Genomic DNA, 17,614 nt, shown 5'->3' on the forward strand with positions numbered 1-17,614 from the left:
ATTGTCTTGCCGGATCTGCAGAGGAGGATTGCAGGGTCTTAGCCCGTTTCCGCTATAGAAATCATGCCCTGCGACACGGTTGTCTGCACCGCAGGGGCTAAAAACATCCTGAACAGTTACTTCTTTTGAGTTGTGAGCTTCTTTTGAGCTTCGAGGAAGCGGCGAACGCGGTCGAGCGTGCGTGCCTTGCCAAATACGATCATGCTCTCCAAGAGCGGCGGCGACGTGGTGCTGCCGGTGACGATGGCACGAAGAAGCATGAAATTTTCTTTTACCGACCACGACTTCTCTTCGCCAAGCTTTTTTAGTCCGGATTCGAGTGCATCGTGCGTCCACTCTGAGGCTTCCAGCGCAACGAGTTGATCCTGCGCGAAGGCGAGCGTCTCATCTAGAGACCTCTTCTTAGGCAGAAAGACATCCGGCGCGGGGATGACATTATCGGAGAAGAAGAAGCTGGTCAGATCACCAAACTGAGAGAGTATCTCGATTCGAGTCTGCATGAGTGAGGAGATCTGCCGGAGGTAATCGTCGCTGAACACGCGATTGCGGACGGCAAGGAAAAACTGTTCCGGCGACAGCTTTCGAAGGTACTCGCCATTGAGCCACTTCAGCTTTGTGAGATCGAAGACGGGTCCGCCAACACGAATATCGGTGAACACAAAGTGCTGAATTATTTCGCTAAGCGTGAACTGCTCGGTCCCATTGTTGATGTCAGCCGGCATTCCGCCGCCCAGCAGGCCGAGGAAGTTGATGATGGCTTCAGGAAGGTAGCCGCTGTCGCGGTAATAGATGAGCGAGACCGGATTTTTGCGCTTGGAGATTTTGGATTTGTCGAGATTCCGCAGCAATGGCATGTGCCAGAAGCGAGGTATCTGCCAGCCGAAGGCTTTATACAGAAGGACGTGCTTCGGCGTGGAAGAGATCCATTCCTCAGCGCGGATCACGTCGGTGATCTCCATGAGGTGATCATCGACCACATTGGCGAGATGATAAGTCGGATAGCCGTCTGATTTCAGGAGAACCTGATCGTCGACGTTATTGTGTTCAAAGGTAATGGCTCCGCGAAGCTCATCCCGGAAAGTGGTTGCGGAACTAAGATCGGCTCCATGCGGAGGAACAGCAAGGCGAATAGTATGCACTTTCCCGGTAGCCAGATTCTGCTCTATCTGCTCGGACGAGAGCCGACGGCAGGTACCTGGATAACGCGGGGGCAGCTTCGATGCCATCTGCTGCTTCCTTACGACCTCCAGCTCTTCGGGGGTGCAGAAGCACCGGTACGCCTTCCCGGTCTGAAGCAGAATGTCCGCATGTTCGCGATAGATTTCTGTACGCTCGGACTGGCGATAAGGCCCAAAGGGACCTCCAACATCCGGGCCCTCGTCCCAGTTGAGTCCCAGCCATCGAAGCGAATCGAAGATCATCTCTTCGGAGGTCGCGACGAAGCGTGCACGATCTGTGTCTTCGATACGGAGCACAAATTTCCCGGCACGCTGACGGGCGTAGATGTAGTTAAGGAGACCAATGTAAGCGGTGCCTACGTGGGGGTCTCCTGTGGGAGAAGGTGCAATACGGACGCGAATGGGAGCTTCTGTGCTAGCGCTGGTCATGGTGTGGTCAGGCCTTAATGCTAGCAGAGGGCAGAGGCGCCGCGTACATGATCAGGTCCACGCCTCGACTATCAGGGCTGTTCCCCATAGAGCGTAATGCTCAGTGTAGAGTCCTGAAACCGATACGAGCGTGCAAGCTTGAAGGTCGACATCTTCTTGTGGATGTCATAGTGAGTCCCCGTAACGACAGTGGGAACGGAGAGCAGGCAGGCCGCAGAGAGAGTGGGGATTTTAGATTTCCAGGCTCCCGCCAGAATGTTCGCGATCTCCCCCAGCCCATCCAGCACGGTATCGTCCACGGCCGAAACTTCGATGCCCATCATGCATGCGGTGATCTGCTTCGCGCCAGGTTCGTTGACCACTACCGTAAAGGCGCCGCTGAGCGCCCCGGCCAATCCAATTACTGCGGTAAGAGTGACTGGGATGTTGGTTGGAGAAACGGCCGTCTCACAGACCTGGACCGGTACCTCCAACATGAGGCCAAGCACCTCTTCCACAGTCTGATCGAGCACGGACGCGTCTGTAATGCTGGCGAAAAGATTGCTGGAGGCTGGGGCCTCAATGGTCGGGCTGGTGAATTGGGCCATGGAATTCTAAGCCCTCCTTCAAAGGTATGAACTCTCTATCGGCGGGCCTCGGAGAAAGATGAAAAGGTTGTGCGCAGACTTATCGGATCCGTATTTGACGGAGGTGTACTGCTATGGTGCGATAGGACAGTGAACTCCAGATTGACTCTTCCGGTGGATGCGCTTTTGCCGGAGATCCTAAAATCACTTCATCGAAATCCCAACCTCGTTCTAGAGGCTCCGCCGGGCGCAGGAAAGACGAGCCGGGTTCCACCCGCGCTTCTTGAGATTGTTAAGGGAGAGATCATCGTTCTGGAGCCGCGCAGAATTGCGGCACGAATGGCAGCCTTGCGAGTTGCCGCAGAGCTAGGTGAAGGCATCGGCGATACGGTGGGGTACCAGGTTCGCTTTGAAGAGGTCGGAGGACGGAAGACACGGCTGCGATATGTGACAGAAGGAATCCTCACCCGGCGCCTCGTTTCAGAATCCGATCTGGTCGGTGTGGACGCGGTTATCCTGGACGAATTTCACGAGCGGCATCTGGACGGCGACTTTGCCTTGAGTCTGCTGAAACGCCTGCAAAGACAACGTCCTGAGTTAAAGATTGTGGTTATGTCGGCGACCCTGGATGCTGCTCCTGTAGCCCTTTACCTCGGCGACTGCCCGGTGATTCGTTCTGAGGGAAGGTTATTCGAAGTTTCGATCCGACATCTTCCTTACTCTTCCGAATCTCTTGCTGCCCAGATTCGAAACGCGGTGGCTCTACTGCTGAGTACGGGAAACAAGGGACACACACTGATCTTTCTGCCGGGAACAGCTGAGATACGACAGGCGATGCGAGAGTGCGACAGCCTCGCCTCGCAGAATGGAATTTTGATGCTCCCGCTGCACGGGTCGTTATCAACAGAAGAGCAGGATCGTGCGTTGATGCCGGCCAACCAACCGAAACTTATCTTCTGCACGAATATTGCAGAGACATCCGTAACCGTGGAAGGTGTAACTGCTGTCATAGATAGTGGGTTGGCGCGAGTTTCAAGTTATTCACCCTGGACGGGGTTGCCAACGCTGCGCGTTCAAAGGATCAGCAAGGCATCGGCGAAGCAGAGGGCGGGGCGGGCGGGGCGCACAGGGCCTGGCAGGGTGATACGTCTTTACCCTGAAGAGGACTATGCCTTACGCCCGGAGCAGGATGTGCCTGAAATCCTGAATGCCGATTTGTCTAAGCTCTGCCTATCTTTGCGAGCGATGGGAGAGGCTGGACCAGATGCATTCGAGTGGATCGACGCGCCTCCGAAGTCTGCAGTCGAAGGTGCCCAGATGTTGCTGGACCGGCTGGGAGCGAAAGGCACAATGGCCTCGCGGCTTGAGAGATATCCTTTGCACCCGCGACTCGCGCGCATCCTGGAAGAAGCTTCCATCCGTGGGGCATCGGAAGAAGGCTGTAAGATAGCGGCGCTTCTGGAGGTCGGACTCCGGGCGGAGACGAACGACGTTCTGGAAGCGATGGATGCTGTACCGCATGATTTTCAATTTCGTCGCCACTTGCAGCAGCTTCGAAGAATTGCTCGACGGTCAGTCCAGAGACATGATGTTGATGACGAATCTGTGCTGATATCGATTCTCAGCGGCTTTCCGGATCGGGTTGCGAGGCGAAGAGCAGGAAAGCAGCTTCAACTATCAAACGGCACGACTGCAGAGATTCATGGCTCAGTCCCTGCATATGAATTCATGGTCGTGCTGGATGTAGAGGATCGGAAGGACAAATCGGTTCCCATTGCGCGAATGATGGCGCGAATCGAGCCAGAATGGTTGATCGATCTGTTCCCGGAGGATGTACGAGAGAGAGAAAACCTTGAATGGAATCGCATCTCCGAACGGGTCGAGTTGGTGAGTGCGTTCGTATACGACGAGCTAGTTCTCCAGGAGACCCGTGGTGTAGCTTCAGGTGCGAGTGCGACCGAATTACTTCACAGAAAAGCGATGGAGTCGGGACTTGATCGGTTCGTCGATCGCAAGTCCGTTGAGCGCTTGCTGGCTAGAATTAATTTTGCAGCCTTGGCACAGCCAGATGTCTCTGAAGCTTTTCGCCAGCTGTGTACAGGGCTGAGCAGTTTTGCCGAATTGGAAAAGGCTGGCCAAGGCTTCCTCTCTCAGCTGGAGCAGAGCGCAGATCAGCGCATTCTTAGAGAGCGAGCACCCGAAAGTATTCGCCTGGCAAGTGGCCGCCAGAGCAAGGTTCACTATGAGAATGGTAAAGATCCGTGGGTTGCATCGCGACTCCAGGATTTTTTCGGAATGCGAGAGACACCACGAATTGGTGTGAATCGAACGCCCATTGTTATGCACCTGCTAGCTCCCAATCATCGAGCGGTGCAAACTACGACCGACCTTTCAGGATTCTGGCAAAGACTTTACCCTGAAGTTCGGCGCACGCTCATGCGACGTTACCCAAAACACTCGTGGCCTGAACGCCCTTAAGAGAAATTTTGACCTGAACTCGGAGCGAATTTGGGTTCGAGATTTTACGGCTTACGAACTGGGACAAGAATGCAGTGATTAGGCTCCCAGCCTTAGTAAAAGCTCGGGGACCCGATTGCCGCTTCGACCGCATAATTCCGCATCTAAAGGCATATGCCTACGCTGCCAAATGCCGAGCCCTATCTCCCCCCAAAACGGACGCTCCCAGTCTTGCGTAAAGCGGTGCAACAGTGTCAGGGATGTGATTTGTACCGGCACGCAACGCATGCCGTCTTTGGCGAGATCCAGCTTGAATCCAAAAGCGGTGATCATCAGGTTGCACTCATGATGATTGGGGAGCAACCTGGCGATCGTGAGGACCTGGAAGGGCATCCGTTTGTTGGTCCTGCAGGCAGACTGCTGGATGAATGTCTGGAGCAAGCTGCAATCGACCGTAGCCAGGTTTATGTGACCAACACCGTCAAACATTTCAAGTGGGAGCCGCGAGGAAAACGACGCATCCACAAAAAGCCCACCATGAGGGAGATTAAGGCATGCCGTCCGTGGCTGGATGCAGAAATGGATGCAGTTCGACCGAGCCTGATTGTCTGCTTAGGTGCGACGGCTGCTCAATCTCTACTTGGCCCGAGCTTCAAGGTGACGCAACAAAGAGGAACGTTGATCACCAGAGAAGGATTGCCCCCGGTCATGGCAACGGTTCACCCTTCTGCGATTCTCAGAGCACGCACTGATGAAGATCGGCAACGGGAGAAGGCAGCCTTTATCGCTGATCTAAAGAAAATCAGCAAAATAGTTTAAGGCAATAAGCCATAAACATGCAGGAGCTTAGCGGGTTGGATGAGCAGATCTTCCGCAGATCCCCGAGTTGACTTCGCGGAAATTTATGGCGAAGATAAGGCGAAGATAAGTTATGACTTCCGCCTCGCAGATACGCACCCAAATAGAAACTGTGCTCGGAAACCGGATTCCTGGGGCGTTGACGCCTCGCCCGCAAACCGTTCGGCCTGTGACGAGCTTAGGCATAGCTTCTATCGACGGAGCATTGAACGGTGGTTTGCCTGCTGGTGCGGTGACGGAGGTGGTTGGGGAGGAATCCTCAGGTCGTACCTCTTTAGCTCTTAGCTTTGCAGCGCGGATGACTCAGGCCGGCAAAGTGTGCGCCTGGATCGATGTGGCCGATGCCCTTGACCCCGAGTCGGCGGCCGCAACCGGGGTTGATCTAAGACGACTCCTGTGGGTGAGATGTCGAACTTCTAACGAACACGTCTCTTCCACTTCGCCTAGATCTGAAGAGATGTGTCAGGCATTGAAGGTAGCTGATCTTTTATTGCAATCCGGAGGTTTCAGTTTGATTACTCTGGATATGGGAAGCGTTTTACCTGAGTACGTATTGCGTGTGCCACTGTCCACCTGGTTCCGTTACAGGGCAGCAGCTGAGCGAACTCAGACGAGTTTCTTGTTGCTCACGCAGAAGAGTTGCGCTAAAAGCAGCTCCAATATGATTTTAAAATTGCGCGCACGTGAGATGAACGAAAGCCAGAGATCAATTTCTTTCTTCACAGGCCTGAATACTGACATCGAGGTGATAAGGGAGCGCTTTACGCCTTCGCCTGCCAGTATTCCTGGTTTAAAGAAACAGCCGCATAGTTATGAGGCTGTGAACTGGTACCGCCGAACCACCTGGTCAGGTCGGCGATGACAGGCCGTGGAGAGCTCTATGCATGTCTTTACATAAAAGAGTTTCCTGCACAATCACTGCTTCGTGTGCGGCCCCAACTCCGTCAACGTCCTTGCGTAGTCATGGATGGGGATGCTCCGTTTCGCACCGTGTGTTCTCTGAATGGACACGCAAGGCGGGCCGGGATTGTTCGAGGGATGTCACAGGCAGAGGTAGATACATTTACGTCTGTTGTTTTGCTCTTTCGGTCGCGTGGCGAAGAGGAAAATACACGGGGAGCACTCCTGGAGTGTGCGTCAAGAATTTCTCCACGAATTGAAGAGCTCATGGAAGCTGAGATGTTCGCCTGTGTTCTCGATATTTCGGGAACAGCAAGACTTTCTGGATCTCCTCAAAAATTAGCTAAAGCACTCTTGCAGCAGGTGAGAAACGTTGGGGTCTCAGCATCCATAGCCATAAGCCGCAACTTCCATGCTGCTGTCTGTATGGCAAGAGGAATGTCGCGAACGGGCTCGGTAGTTATCGCACAAGGAGAGGAGAGCAGGGTGCTGGCTCCCTTGCCGCTCTCTATTCTTCAATTATCGGAAGAAGAGGCAAAGACCTTTGAGCGATGGGGGATTCGCTCGCTTGGCGCGCTTGCCGCATTGACTGAAGAACCACTAATAGCCCGCATGGGACAGGAAGGAAGACGACTTCGTCGGCTAGCCCTTGGCGAACTACCCCATCTGTTCGTTCCGAAAGAACCTCAATTTAAGCTCGAAGAATATCAGGATCTCGATCATCCCGTACAAGATGTTGATTCCTTGCTATTCGTTATAAGGCTGTTGCTGGAAAAGCTAATGATACGAGCAGCAGCCAGAGTTCTTGCACTTGCCTCGGTTACGCTGGATTCATCTCTTGAAGATAAGACTACTTATTCCCACACGATTAGGTCAGTTCTTCCAAGCAACGATCTCCATCTTTGGCTAAAACTCATTCACCTGCATCTCCAGTCTTATCCACCGCAAGCAGCAGTTCTAACCTTGAGACTCTATGCGGACCCAGAGCCCACAAGCAAACTTCAGCTGGGATTGTTTTCACCCCAGCTGCCGGAAGCAGTAAAGCTGGATGTAACCCTCACGAAGATTCGAGCCATCGTTGGAGAGGATCGAGTAGGACGTGCGGTTCTAAAGGATACGCACCAACACGATGCGTTCTTCATGGAGACTTTTTCCGTCCCGTCTACTTCTGAATCGGCAGATCTCTCTTCGACTGAATCCTTCCTCGCCATGCGACGTTTCCGCCATCCACTTTCTTTGAAAGTGGTGATCGATAAAGAAAACCTGAAGGCAGTTTTCTTTCAGCGGAAGCGCTATGACGTTGCTTTCGCGTACGGACCCTGGCGCAGAGGAGGCGACTGGTGGAGTTCGACACCTTGGGAAGAAGAGGAGTGGGATGTGGTTGCAAGAGATCAGCAGGGTGAACTCCTGTGTTGTTGCATTAAGAGAGATCGATCTGGGCGAGCCTGGCAGATGGTGGGAATCTATGACTGACCGTTACGTTGAGTTGCATGCAGCGAGTGCCTTCAGCTTCCTGGAAGGAGCTTCACAGCCAGAGGATATTGTGGAGCGTGCGGTGGAGATAGAGATGCCCGCAATATCTCTTCTGGACCGAAACGGGCTCTACGGAGCAGCACGCTTCCACACAAGTGCAGAAAGAAACAATGTTCAGGCTCATATAGGAGCCGAGATATCCGTCTCCGATCTTGGTCTTCGACTTGCGCCCCCTTTCTGGCTTCCGCACCAGTATTCTCCTGAAGCAGCGCGGTTGCCACTGCTGTGTGAATCACGCCATGGCTACCAGAACCTATGTCAGCTGATAACAAAGTTTAAGATGCGAGAAAAGACCAAGGCCGAAGGTGCAGCGACGCTCCAGGATCTGGAGCAATATGGATCGGGCCTGGTTTGCCTTACTGGTGGAACCGAAGGACCGTTAGCCGCTGCATTAACTCGTGGAGGAGAAGAAGAGGGGCGTCGGGTTGTAGCGCAATTAGCAGGTATCTTCGGCCAGCATAATGTTTATGTCGAGTTGCAACGCCATTATGAACGCGAAGAGGAGTGGCGCAATCAGGCCGCCTTGAGAATCGCGGATTCATTAAAACTTCCTGTACTAGCAACCAATGGAGTTCGTTATGCCACACCCGGTGACAGGGAGATTCTGGATGTATTCACAGCAATTCGGAATCATACCGATCTGGATTGTGCCGGGCGACTTTTAGCATTCAATAGCGAACGCTATTTACGCACGCCACGTGCGATGAACAGGCTTTTCCGAGATATACCTCACGCCGTATCGAATACATGTGAGCTGTCTTCGCGTCTTCAGTTTAGGCTGGGTGACCTGGGGTACGAGTTTCCTCGCTATCCCGTTCCAGAGGGAGAGACGATGGATAGCTTTCTCCGAAAACGAGTGGCCGAGGGGGTAATGAAGAGATATGGGCAAAAGAATAATCGTGATCTTTTAACACAAGCTAAAAAACAGGTGGGTTATGAACTCGCGCTTATTGAGCGGCTGGGCTTTTCCGGATACTTCCTCATCGTTTGGGACATCGTCAATTTCTGCAAAGAAAACGACATCCTCATACAAGGTCGGGGTAGTGCGGCCAACTCGGCTGTGTGTTATTCGCTGGAGATTACAGCAATCGACCCTGTCGGAATGAACCTGCTCTTTGAACGCTTTCTGAGCGAAAACCGAGGTGAATGGCCTGATATCGATCTTGACCTTCCCTCTGAAGACAAACGAGAACAAGCCATTCAGTATGTCTACCAGCGCTATGGAGAATTGGGTGCTGCTATGACTGCGAATGTCATAACTTATCGGGGTAAATCCTCTGCGCGCGAGGTAGGAAAGGCTCTTGGAATTGATCAAGAATCCCTAAGTCGACTGTCTAATCTGGTAGGCCAGTGGGAGTGGCGCGGAAAGACGGACACGATGGAGCACTCTTTCGCTGGTGCCGGATTTGACCTTAAACATCCACGAATCGCTAAATATCTTGAACTCTGTACACGCATCAAAGATCTCCCTCGCCATCTTGGACAGCATTCAGGAGGCATGGTGATTTGCCAGGATCATTTGAATTCGATTGTTCCGCTGGAGCGTGCCTCAATGCCCGGCCGCACGGTGGTGCAATGGGATAAAGAAGACTGCGCAGATCTAGGCATTATCAAAGTAGATCTGTTGGGATTGGGCATGATGGCTGTAGTTCATGACAGCCTGGAGCTCATCTCGCGCCATTATGGAGATGCGGTAGATCTGGCGAATCTTCCTGAAGATAAGGACGTCTACGAAACACTTCAGCGCGCCGATACGGTGGGTATGTTTCAAATTGAAAGTCGCGCACAGATGGCCTCACTACCGCGAAATAAGCCGGAAAATTTTTACGATCTTGTGGTCCAGGTAGCGATCATTCGTCCCGGTCCTATTGTTGGGAACATGATGCATCCATATATCCGTCGCCGTCAAGAAAAAGAGGAGATCACCTACCCGCACCCTTCACTGGAGGAAATACTAAAACGAACGCTAGGAGTTCCACTTTTTCAAGAGCAGTTGCTTCGAATCGCGATGACAGTGGCGGACTTCTCTGGCGCCGAAGCGGAGGAGTTGCGTCGCGCGGTCGGGATGCGTCGATCCTGGATCGAATGAAAAAGTTGGAGGTCAAATTAAGAAATGGAATGAGCGCCAAGGGCATTGATGTGAAGACCCAGGATCTCATTGTTGAGAACATCAGCTCATTCGCGCTGTACGGCTTTCCTGAATCGCATGCGGCCAGCTTCGCGTTGCTCGCTTATGCGTCGGCATATTTCAAAGTCAAATATCTTGCTGCGTTTACCTGCGCTATTTTGAACAATCAGCCCATGGGATTTTACTCACCTGCCGTTCTTATTAAGGATGCTCAGCGACACGGTCTTCGTGTAAAGCCGATCGATGTACAGCAGTCGGAGTGGAATTGCACGCTGGCAAACGAATTAGATGGGTCTCTTTTCTTACGCTTAGGACTCAGGTATGCAAAAGGGCTTCGTCGCCAGGCTGCAGAGGCGTTATTGTCTGCAAGGAAACAGAGGACACTTTTTTCCTCCTTGGAAGATCTGGCCTTTCGAGTGCCATCTCTGAATCGAAAAGAACTGGTATTGCTCGCGCAAATTGGTGCGCTGAATAAAATTAGTGGAGTTGAACATCGTCGGGATGCATTATGGCAGATAGAAAAAGCAGGGAAGCGGGAGGGCGCTCTTCTTTGCAATCTACGAGACCACTCAGGGGAAGGTGACCGTACGCCTCTTTTACAGATGAATACCGAAGAGCGCCTTGTTGAAGACTATCGTGGTACTGGTCTGACGACGGGCAATCACCCCATGTTTTACCGTCGTGCTGAATTACGTCAGCAAAACATTTTTTCGGCGCACGCACTAAAGTCCTGTAGGAACGGTGATTTTGTAAGAGTTGCTGGATGTGTCATTACACGCCAGCGTCCAGGAACAGCCAAGGGATTCATCTTTCTTTCAATAGAAGATGAGACGGGGATCGCTAATGTCGTGATATCTCCTTCTCTTTATGAGAACCAGAGACTTATGGTGACGAGAAGCAAATTTCTTTTAGCTGAAGGGATGCTGCAAAACCTGGATGATGTTATCCATGTAAGGGCAACGAAGCTCACGGAACTTCACGATCGGGCGTTGGAGATCCATTCACACGATTTCCATTGATCTGATTGGCCTATTAAAGACCAGCTAACTGTTCAATTGATACAGCCGCTCATCCGCTTATCAAGAAAAAGCTAAACCTTTCGGAAGACTATGGCTTGGTATGGCTTTCCAGGTAGCTTGATGCGGCTCTTTCCGGTGAAGACACCTTCAATCGCCTTCACGGTCATTTGCCACGGATCGATCCACTCAGCTTTGAATCTCGCTCCTTCAGGAAGAGGGAAGTCATAATAGCTTGGTTCGTGAAAGTCAAAGTACCAGAGGATTGCCTGATTGGAGCTACGCTTTGCCGCAAGATAGTACACCGGCTCTATGGCTTCTAGTCCAATGTGGCCGCCCTCCTGTGCTCCGATGTCCTCCAACAGCTTGCGCAAAAAACCGATTCGCTTCGGACTGGATCCTTTCAATGTTCCGCCATGAGACCACCAAAGGATCGCTTTATCGTTCTCAATTTCATTTTCGTCTACGTAGGTCTCTCCGTGTCCTCCATAAACGCCGGCGACAGTGCACAGCCAGAACCTGCGCGTCATCTCTTCCCCTGAGAGATTACCCCAACGTGAATTGATATTGCCCTCGTACATGCACTCGTCAAAGATGACGGGTTTGCGCCAATCCACTCTCCACTGCGGAGCCTTATCGAAGGCGTAGTCCTGAACGCTGGCGTGCGTGCACCATGTGCGGGAGTAGTCATAGGGGGCACGGCTGTAGTGGATAGACCGCAGATGTGCATAAGGATCTGTCTCAGTCACGATGCTAGCGTACCGATCCCAGTCTGCACTGCTCTTCTTCCGCATCAGATCGAATTCATTCGCGAGTGACCACCACACATTTCGATAAGCGGCAAATCGAGCAATCACATATCTCAGATATCGATCATTCACGTCTGCAGGCATCTCCTGGAAACCCCAATGGTCGTAGGGATGAAACAGGATCAGGTCGGCCTCTATGTTCAGGGCGCGAAGATCCTGGATACGATCTTCGATGTGTTGGAAGAACTCCGGAACAAAATGTGTGTAGTCATTGCTGTCATCCCTACGCTGGAAGGGAAAGCGAGGGGGAACCCCGTGGTTGTACTGGTACCACTTAGGGAAGAGGCACATACGTATCTTGTTGAACGGGCCGCTACGTAGGAACTCAAGCGTCTGGCGTTGCAAGTCCTCAGTCTGATGGACCCACGCATAGCATGTCGTGCCAAAAGGAAAATATGGTGTGCCATCTGCATATCCGAAGTGGTAGGAATCGCGTACGCGCACAGGCCCATGATTGCCAGACTTTGCGGGAACACACTGCAGTGAGCCTTTTCTGCCTTTCAACTCCGGAATATTACTATCTGTTTCGAAGGTCCAGGTGCCCGGTTCATCCGGCATGAAACGCATTTTATATATGCCGTTTCCGTCATAGAATCCATCCACCCTAACGTCGCGGTACCCCTTGCGAAAGACGGCTTGAGTCCATACGTCCAAAAAGGGATTGCCCTCGCGTGGGCCCGTGAAGGTCTGTTCGAAGATATCCCATTGTTCGACGGTTGAGGATGACACAAATTTTCGTTCTTCAGCTTCTGTCGTAGCCGTTGCCGCTCCCACTAACGCCGCGCTTCCGGCCTTCAACATTTCCCTACGGTTCATCATCTCTCCAAATGGGACAGACAGCGTTGTGTGGCGTTCTATCTCTGACCAAGACGACGATCATTTCAAACTAGGCCTCGATGCTGCTTTGTAAGACGTAGGTTATTGTAGTTTTGCCGCCGACTCGTGAGGTCTAAGTGAAGTCGATCTTACCGTCCGAACACCGAAACGTCTGTCAACGTTGGGCTCGTACCTGATGGACCAAATCGGGACGATGTAATTGCAGCCGTTGAATTTATTTTCTTGAGTCTTCAACCCCGCTCCACTATGATCGCGCTGAATCCCTGCACCTCTTGTCGTCTCTCTGCCACCCGCCATGTGCCCTCCATACCGGAGGAGTATCTCTGTCAGAAGACCAAAAGAGCAGCAACAGGGATGAAAGGACACGTCTCATGCCGCGTTTCATGCCTCGCTCATGTTCTTATTGGTTTTTGAGCAAAGCTGGCTCGCTTCTCCGGGCCTCTCTCAGCACGATCCTGCTCGCAGGGACTGTCGCTTCTGCCGCAACCCCCACTACGACCACCCTCACCGTCACCTCCAGCGCAGGCGCTGTCACGTCAGTCTCCTCGGGAACGGTCGTTACTCTCACCGCGACCGTCAATCCTACTACTGTTGGGCAGGTTAGCTTCTGCGATGCCACTGCCACCTACTGTACCGATGTTCATTTGATGGGAACAGCGCAGATTGCAGGTGATGGCACGGCGACTCTGCGCTTTGTTCCTGGTCTGGGGAATCATAGCTACAAAGCTGTTTTCATGGGTACTGTTAGCAGTTCCGCCAGTGCTTCAGCGGATAGTGCGCTGCAGGTCACAGGTAAATCTCCTTCAACCACAAATCTTTCCGTAGTGGGAGCGAACGGAAACTACACTTTTACTGGAACTGTGCTTGGAGTGGCTCCGCTAGCTTCTCCAGTTATCACGGGAACTCTCACGATTCAGGACAACACTGCGGATAACGCAGTCCTTGCTACTGTACCTGTCAGCGGTACTAACGGCGGGAATCTGTCGATCGTTACGCCACCTGGTCCGCTTACGGGATTTTCTATCAGTCCTTTGACTGCTGTTGGAGATTTTACGAACGATTGCTTTCAGGATCTAGTGTTTTTACAAGGCAACGACGTAATCGTCGTTCCTGGCGGCGGCAACGGAGTGTTGAGTCAGTACCCCATCGATAACCTTCAGACGGCTTCTCTGGGCGATGTCACCAGCCTGACGCCGGTTGATTTTGGCACCGGAGGATTGAGTCTGGTAATTGGTAGCCCTTCCAAGATATTGGTTCTGTATGGAGGAGGCACTGGACATTTCTCTACGCAACCGGCAATCACATCGACCAATGCAACTTATGGTGTTGTTGCAGGTGATGCTAATCATGACGGTAGGCCGGACTTGATTGTTCCGAACTTCAGCAATCAAACCGTCGATATTCTACTTAACAATGGTGATCGTACTTTTGCCAATCCGACGAGCATCAGTGCTTCGAATCCCATCTCCGTTGTCTTGGGTGACTTCACTGGAGATAGCAATACCGACATCGTAGTACTGGAGCCGTCATCGAGTTCGCCTTCGTCCACAAACAGCTTCAATGTTCAGATCTTCACTGGCGATGGCACAGGAGCTTTTCAGCCCTTAGCGAATTTGTCAATACAGGGAGCCTGCTGCGACGCAACAACGATGATTCCTGGCGACTTCGATCGGGACGGTAAGTTGGATATGGCGGTACCTACGACCGCCTACAACGCCGGTGTCTCGCTCGGGGCTCAGGTGCTGGTCTACTCAAATCTTGGCGATGGCATGATGCAACTTGTAGGGAACTCCACTCTCTTCAACCATCCCGATCCTATTAATTACGCGTATGGCATCTCTGTTGCCGACTTTAATGGAGATGGAATAGCCGACATAACCTGGCAGGCGGATCCGAACGACAGCTTTATTGAAATCGGAGATGGTCACGGTAGCTTTTCAACCAGCACGCCGTTACCGGGCACCCCCAGCTTTTCCGTCGGACGGATCGGCGTCGCTGATTTCAACGGAGATGGATATGCTGACGTCCCCATTGTTAATATCAACAATAGTCCTGTTGTAGTTGCCGTCATCACTCCGAGCAACAGCTTCACAACCACGCAGAGTAATTTCTCTGTTCCGGGAACTGATACCCACCAGCTTCAGGCCGTCTATTCGGGTGATGACAACTACAGCTCCAGCCTTTCCGATCCAGTGTCGGTCGCGGCATCCTCAGGCTCGGCATCCACGCTCTCTCTCAGCGCAAATCCTACAACCAGTGTCTACGGGCACCAGGTTGCTTTGACCGCTACCCTGTCTCCGCGGTCCGCAGGGGGGCATAGCACAGACGGCGAGCTTATCACCTTTGCGGCGAACAGCACTGTTCTTGGTACCGCTCCGCTATCCAATGGAGTTGCCGTGCTCAACACCACATCCATCCCGCCAGGCTTCAGCACCTTGCAGGCCGGATATGCAGGCGACGTGTATCTTGCCGCGAGTACGTCACCAGGCATCTTCTTTACGACTACCGGATTCGCTAACCTCACCTTCAACGTTGCAAACCACACCTATGGCAGCGGGCCCTTTATGGTCTCCGCAACCTCGGACTCTTCTGGTGCCATCACATATTCCGTCGTCAGTGGCCCTGCTACCATCGTCGGTTCTACGGTTACCGTCAGCGGTATAGGCACCCTCACTCTGCTGGCCTCGCAAGCCGCGACCGACAACTACCCTGCAACTACCAAAAGCACCTCATTTGTCGTTATGCCCGCGCCTCTCACAATTACGGCAAATAGTACCGCTCGCGTCTTCGGGACCGCGAATCCGACATTCACAGGAACGGTTCTTGGCATGGTGAACGGGGATACCTTCACGGAGTCCTTCACCACTCTCGCTACGGCAGCCAGCATCGTCGGCGGATATGCCGTCATTCCCTCGGTGACTGGCGCTAATCTTGCGAACTATGTGGTGACGCCCACGAATGGCACGCTCACCATTACGCAGGCAGGAACCGCCACAACCCTGGCTCTATCAAACCAGAACACCGTCTTTACTGCGAAAGTCGCGTCGATCAGCACCGGCATACCCACTGGCACCGTCACCTTCCTCGTCGGCCAAACAGCCATCGGTAGTGGCACGCTCGATATCAACGGCAACGCTAGCTACACCGCCAGCGCCGCCCCCACAGGTAATGTCGTGATCAGCGCCCAGTATGGCGGCGACGTCAACTTTACGCAGTCCGCTGCACCGCCCATCCTTCTGCTCACAGCCGCACCTGATACCACCGGTCTCTCAGTCGCGCAGTCCGGCGCTGCGACCGATAAGATAACCTTCTCCTCGATCTCTGGCTACACCGGCACCGTGCAACTCTCCTGCGCGAACCTGCCGCCCAACACCACCTGCACGTTCCAACCCACATCACTGACCTTTGGCGCCGGCAGTCAGACCGCCTCCACTAATGTCACCATCACTACCGGAACTACAGCGCAAGCTTTTCTTGCTGCACCCACCCTCGGTGGCAACAGTGGCGTGCTTGCGGCATTCGGTGCCCCCGGTCTGTTCGTCCTCTGTCTTATCCGCCGCAGGGGAGCAGGCCGCAGCATCCCAAACAACGTCATCTTCTCACTGCTCCTGCTCGTCTGCACCGCAACCCTCATGACAGCCTGTGGGAGCGGTAGTAGCACCACCAGCAACTCCACTACGCCCACGTCCCCAACCACGAAGACGGGCACTTACACCATCAACGTCAATGCCACCGGATCAAGCGGCCTTACGCAGAGCGTTCCGCTCACGCTGACCGTGCACCAGTAGCGCTCTCGGAATCAAACGGCTGTCAGGTTGGCACCCTAATCTCGGGGTCCTCGTTTGACGGCCGTAAAGCGCGCAGGAGCGTAGATCAACCCAACTAGCAATCGCGCGCCCTAACGCAGCGGGCTTCCTTCCCGTATTTCATCGCTTGCGCGCTTGACCACGAGCTGCCCTGCCTCTAACTGCCCCCGAACCGTCACAGAGTCACCCGACGCTGCTCCTTTGCGCACATCAATCCAACGCGCGTGGCCATTCGTGGATGCAATGACGAAGGTCCGCTGAGTTGTAGTCACAACACTGGTAGTGGGTACAAGTAAGACATCGCCCTGGGATGACACTGGCCAATCAACTGTGGGATACATTCCTGGAGCAAGCGTTCCGCTCGTATTCAAGACATCAAGCTCGACCATCATGCTGCGGCTTCGCTCATCCAGGCTTTGCGGTACACGTGCGATAGTGCCCGTGTAGGACTTGCCAGGATGGGCCGGAACATGAAACACCACGGCTTTGCCCCGAGTGACTGCGCCGACATAGGTTTCGGGAACCGGGACAACCAAGCGCAAATGGGACACTTGCTTGAGCTTAAGCAGCGGCTGATGGCCACCTGCGTCAACCATCATGCCGGGGTGAACAAGGCGGTCGGAGATCACCCCATCAAAGGGGGCCACGATCCGGAGATAGGCTTCCATCGCTCTGGCTGCTTTGAGGCGTTCTGTCGCCGTATCCACAGCGGCCTTGCGGCTTTGTATAAGAGCACTTGCGGCTTCGTTCTGTTTTTGTGCCTGAAGCAACTCATTGCCTGCGACAGCGCCTGGCGTTTTGGCTGCCTCTTCAAGTCGCGCATAGGTGCTGGCGATTCCAGCAGCCTGTGCTTCCGCCTGACTCGCTTCGGCTTCCGCTTCATGCAGGGCAGCTTCTGCAGCGCTCGTCTGCGATCCCATCTCAGGAGCAGAGAGTTGCAGGAGAAGCTGACCCCTGCGAACGGAACTCCCCCGATCCACCAGGACGCGTTCGACGTAACCGGGTACCCGGGCCTCAATGTCGGTCTCCAGGTATGGTGTGAGTTCAGCGGTTAGTGGAACGGTGCGTGACAGTGATCGGCTTTCGACTTTTACCAT

Annotated in this window: 11 protein-coding genes; 7 read left to right on the top strand and 4 right to left on the bottom strand. The window is 53.3% G+C overall.

The features are described from left to right. Positions 1–116: 116 nt before the first annotated feature. Positions 117–1,607, bottom strand: a complete 1,491-nt coding sequence (gltX, locus tag JAO29_RS03585; protein ID WP_334266806.1) for a glutamate--tRNA ligase — start codon at positions 1,605–1,607, stop codon at positions 117–119. A gap of 71 nt (positions 1,608–1,678) precedes the next feature. Further along, positions 1,679–2,194 (bottom strand): chemotaxis protein CheX, encoded by a 516-nt coding sequence (locus JAO29_RS03590; protein WP_334266807.1) that lies wholly within the window; start codon positions 2,192–2,194, stop codon positions 1,679–1,681. A gap of 153 nt (positions 2,195–2,347) precedes the next feature. On the opposite strand from JAO29_RS03590, the gene hrpB reads away from it, so the two are divergent. The 6 genes from hrpB (at position 2,348) to JAO29_RS03620 (ending at position 11,068) form a co-directional block, all read left to right on the top strand. Continuing rightward, a complete protein-coding gene (gene hrpB, locus JAO29_RS03595) occupies positions 2,348–4,651 on the top strand; it encodes an ATP-dependent helicase HrpB (protein WP_334266940.1) in 2,304 nt (767 codons plus the stop codon). Between the two features lie 153 nt (positions 4,652–4,804). After that, the gene (locus JAO29_RS03600) at positions 4,805–5,449 is read left to right on the top strand and encodes a UdgX family uracil-DNA binding protein (RefSeq protein ID WP_334266808.1); all 645 of its coding nucleotides are present in this window, start codon (positions 4,805–4,807) and stop codon (positions 5,447–5,449) included. Positions 5,450–5,561: 112 nt separating this feature from the next. Next, positions 5,562–6,350, top strand: coding sequence for a recombinase RecA (locus JAO29_RS03605; RefSeq protein ID WP_334266809.1), 789 nt, complete (start codon positions 5,562–5,564; stop codon positions 6,348–6,350). After that, positions 6,347–7,861: a DNA polymerase Y family protein gene (locus tag JAO29_RS03610; RefSeq protein WP_334266810.1), complete on the top strand. Its 1,515-nt coding sequence runs from the start codon at positions 6,347–6,349 to the stop codon at positions 7,859–7,861. Before JAO29_RS03605 ends, JAO29_RS03610 begins: the two co-directional genes overlap by 4 nt. After that, a complete protein-coding gene (locus JAO29_RS03615; protein ID WP_334266811.1) occupies positions 7,764–10,010 on the top strand; it encodes a DNA polymerase III subunit alpha in 2,247 nt (748 codons plus the stop codon). Before JAO29_RS03610 ends, JAO29_RS03615 begins: the two co-directional genes overlap by 98 nt. 29 nt (positions 10,011–10,039) lie before the next feature. Next, complete coding sequence (locus JAO29_RS03620; protein WP_334266812.1) at positions 10,040–11,068, top strand: helix-hairpin-helix domain-containing protein; 1,029 nt, start codon at positions 10,040–10,042, stop codon at positions 11,066–11,068. A 71-nt stretch (positions 11,069–11,139) separates the two neighbouring features. Here JAO29_RS03620 and JAO29_RS03625 read toward each other — a convergent pair whose 3' ends face one another. Continuing rightward, entirely contained in the window at positions 11,140–12,693 is a 1,554-nt protein-coding gene (locus JAO29_RS03625; protein ID WP_334266813.1) for a DUF5060 domain-containing protein, read from the bottom strand. A gap of 389 nt (positions 12,694–13,082) precedes the next feature. On the opposite strand from JAO29_RS03625, the gene JAO29_RS03630 reads away from it, so the two are divergent. After that, positions 13,083–16,499 carry an FG-GAP-like repeat-containing protein gene (locus tag JAO29_RS03630; protein WP_334266814.1) on the top strand — a complete coding sequence of 1,139 codons (3,417 nt, stop codon included), beginning with the start codon at positions 13,083–13,085 and terminating at the stop codon, positions 16,497–16,499. Between the two features lie 110 nt (positions 16,500–16,609). Here JAO29_RS03630 and JAO29_RS03635 read toward each other — a convergent pair whose 3' ends face one another. Next, positions 16,610–17,614 (bottom strand): efflux RND transporter periplasmic adaptor subunit, encoded by a 1,005-nt coding sequence (locus JAO29_RS03635; protein WP_334266815.1) that lies wholly within the window; start codon positions 17,612–17,614, stop codon positions 16,610–16,612.

The sequence above is a fragment of the Edaphobacter sp. HDX4 genome (assembly GCF_036877565.1).
GTDB lineage: Bacteria > Acidobacteriota > Terriglobia > Terriglobales > Acidobacteriaceae > Edaphobacter.

Coding starts and splice junctions, on each gene's coding strand:
- gltX (WP_334266806.1), bottom strand. CDS start 1,607: ATGACCAGCGCTAGCACAGAAGCTCCCATTCGCGTCCGTATTGCACCT.
- JAO29_RS03590 (WP_334266807.1), bottom strand. CDS start 2,194: ATGGCCCAATTCACCAGCCCGACCATTGAGGCCCCAGCCTCCAGCAAT.
- JAO29_RS03600 (WP_334266808.1), top strand. CDS start 4,805: ATGCCTACGCTGCCAAATGCCGAGCCCTATCTCCCCCCAAAACGGACG.
- JAO29_RS03605 (WP_334266809.1), top strand. CDS start 5,562: ATGACTTCCGCCTCGCAGATACGCACCCAAATAGAAACTGTGCTCGGA.
- JAO29_RS03610 (WP_334266810.1), top strand. CDS start 6,347: ATGACAGGCCGTGGAGAGCTCTATGCATGTCTTTACATAAAAGAGTTT.
- JAO29_RS03615 (WP_334266811.1), top strand. CDS start 7,764: ATGTGGTTGCAAGAGATCAGCAGGGTGAACTCCTGTGTTGTTGCATTA.
- JAO29_RS03620 (WP_334266812.1), top strand. CDS start 10,040: ATGAGCGCCAAGGGCATTGATGTGAAGACCCAGGATCTCATTGTTGAG.
- JAO29_RS03625 (WP_334266813.1), bottom strand. CDS start 12,693: ATGATGAACCGTAGGGAAATGTTGAAGGCCGGAAGCGCGGCGTTAGTG.
- JAO29_RS03630 (WP_334266814.1), top strand. CDS start 13,083: ATGCCGCGTTTCATGCCTCGCTCATGTTCTTATTGGTTTTTGAGCAAA.
- JAO29_RS03635 (WP_334266815.1), bottom strand. CDS start 17,614: ATGGTAAAAGTCGAAAGCCGATCACTGTCACGCACCGTTCCACTAACC.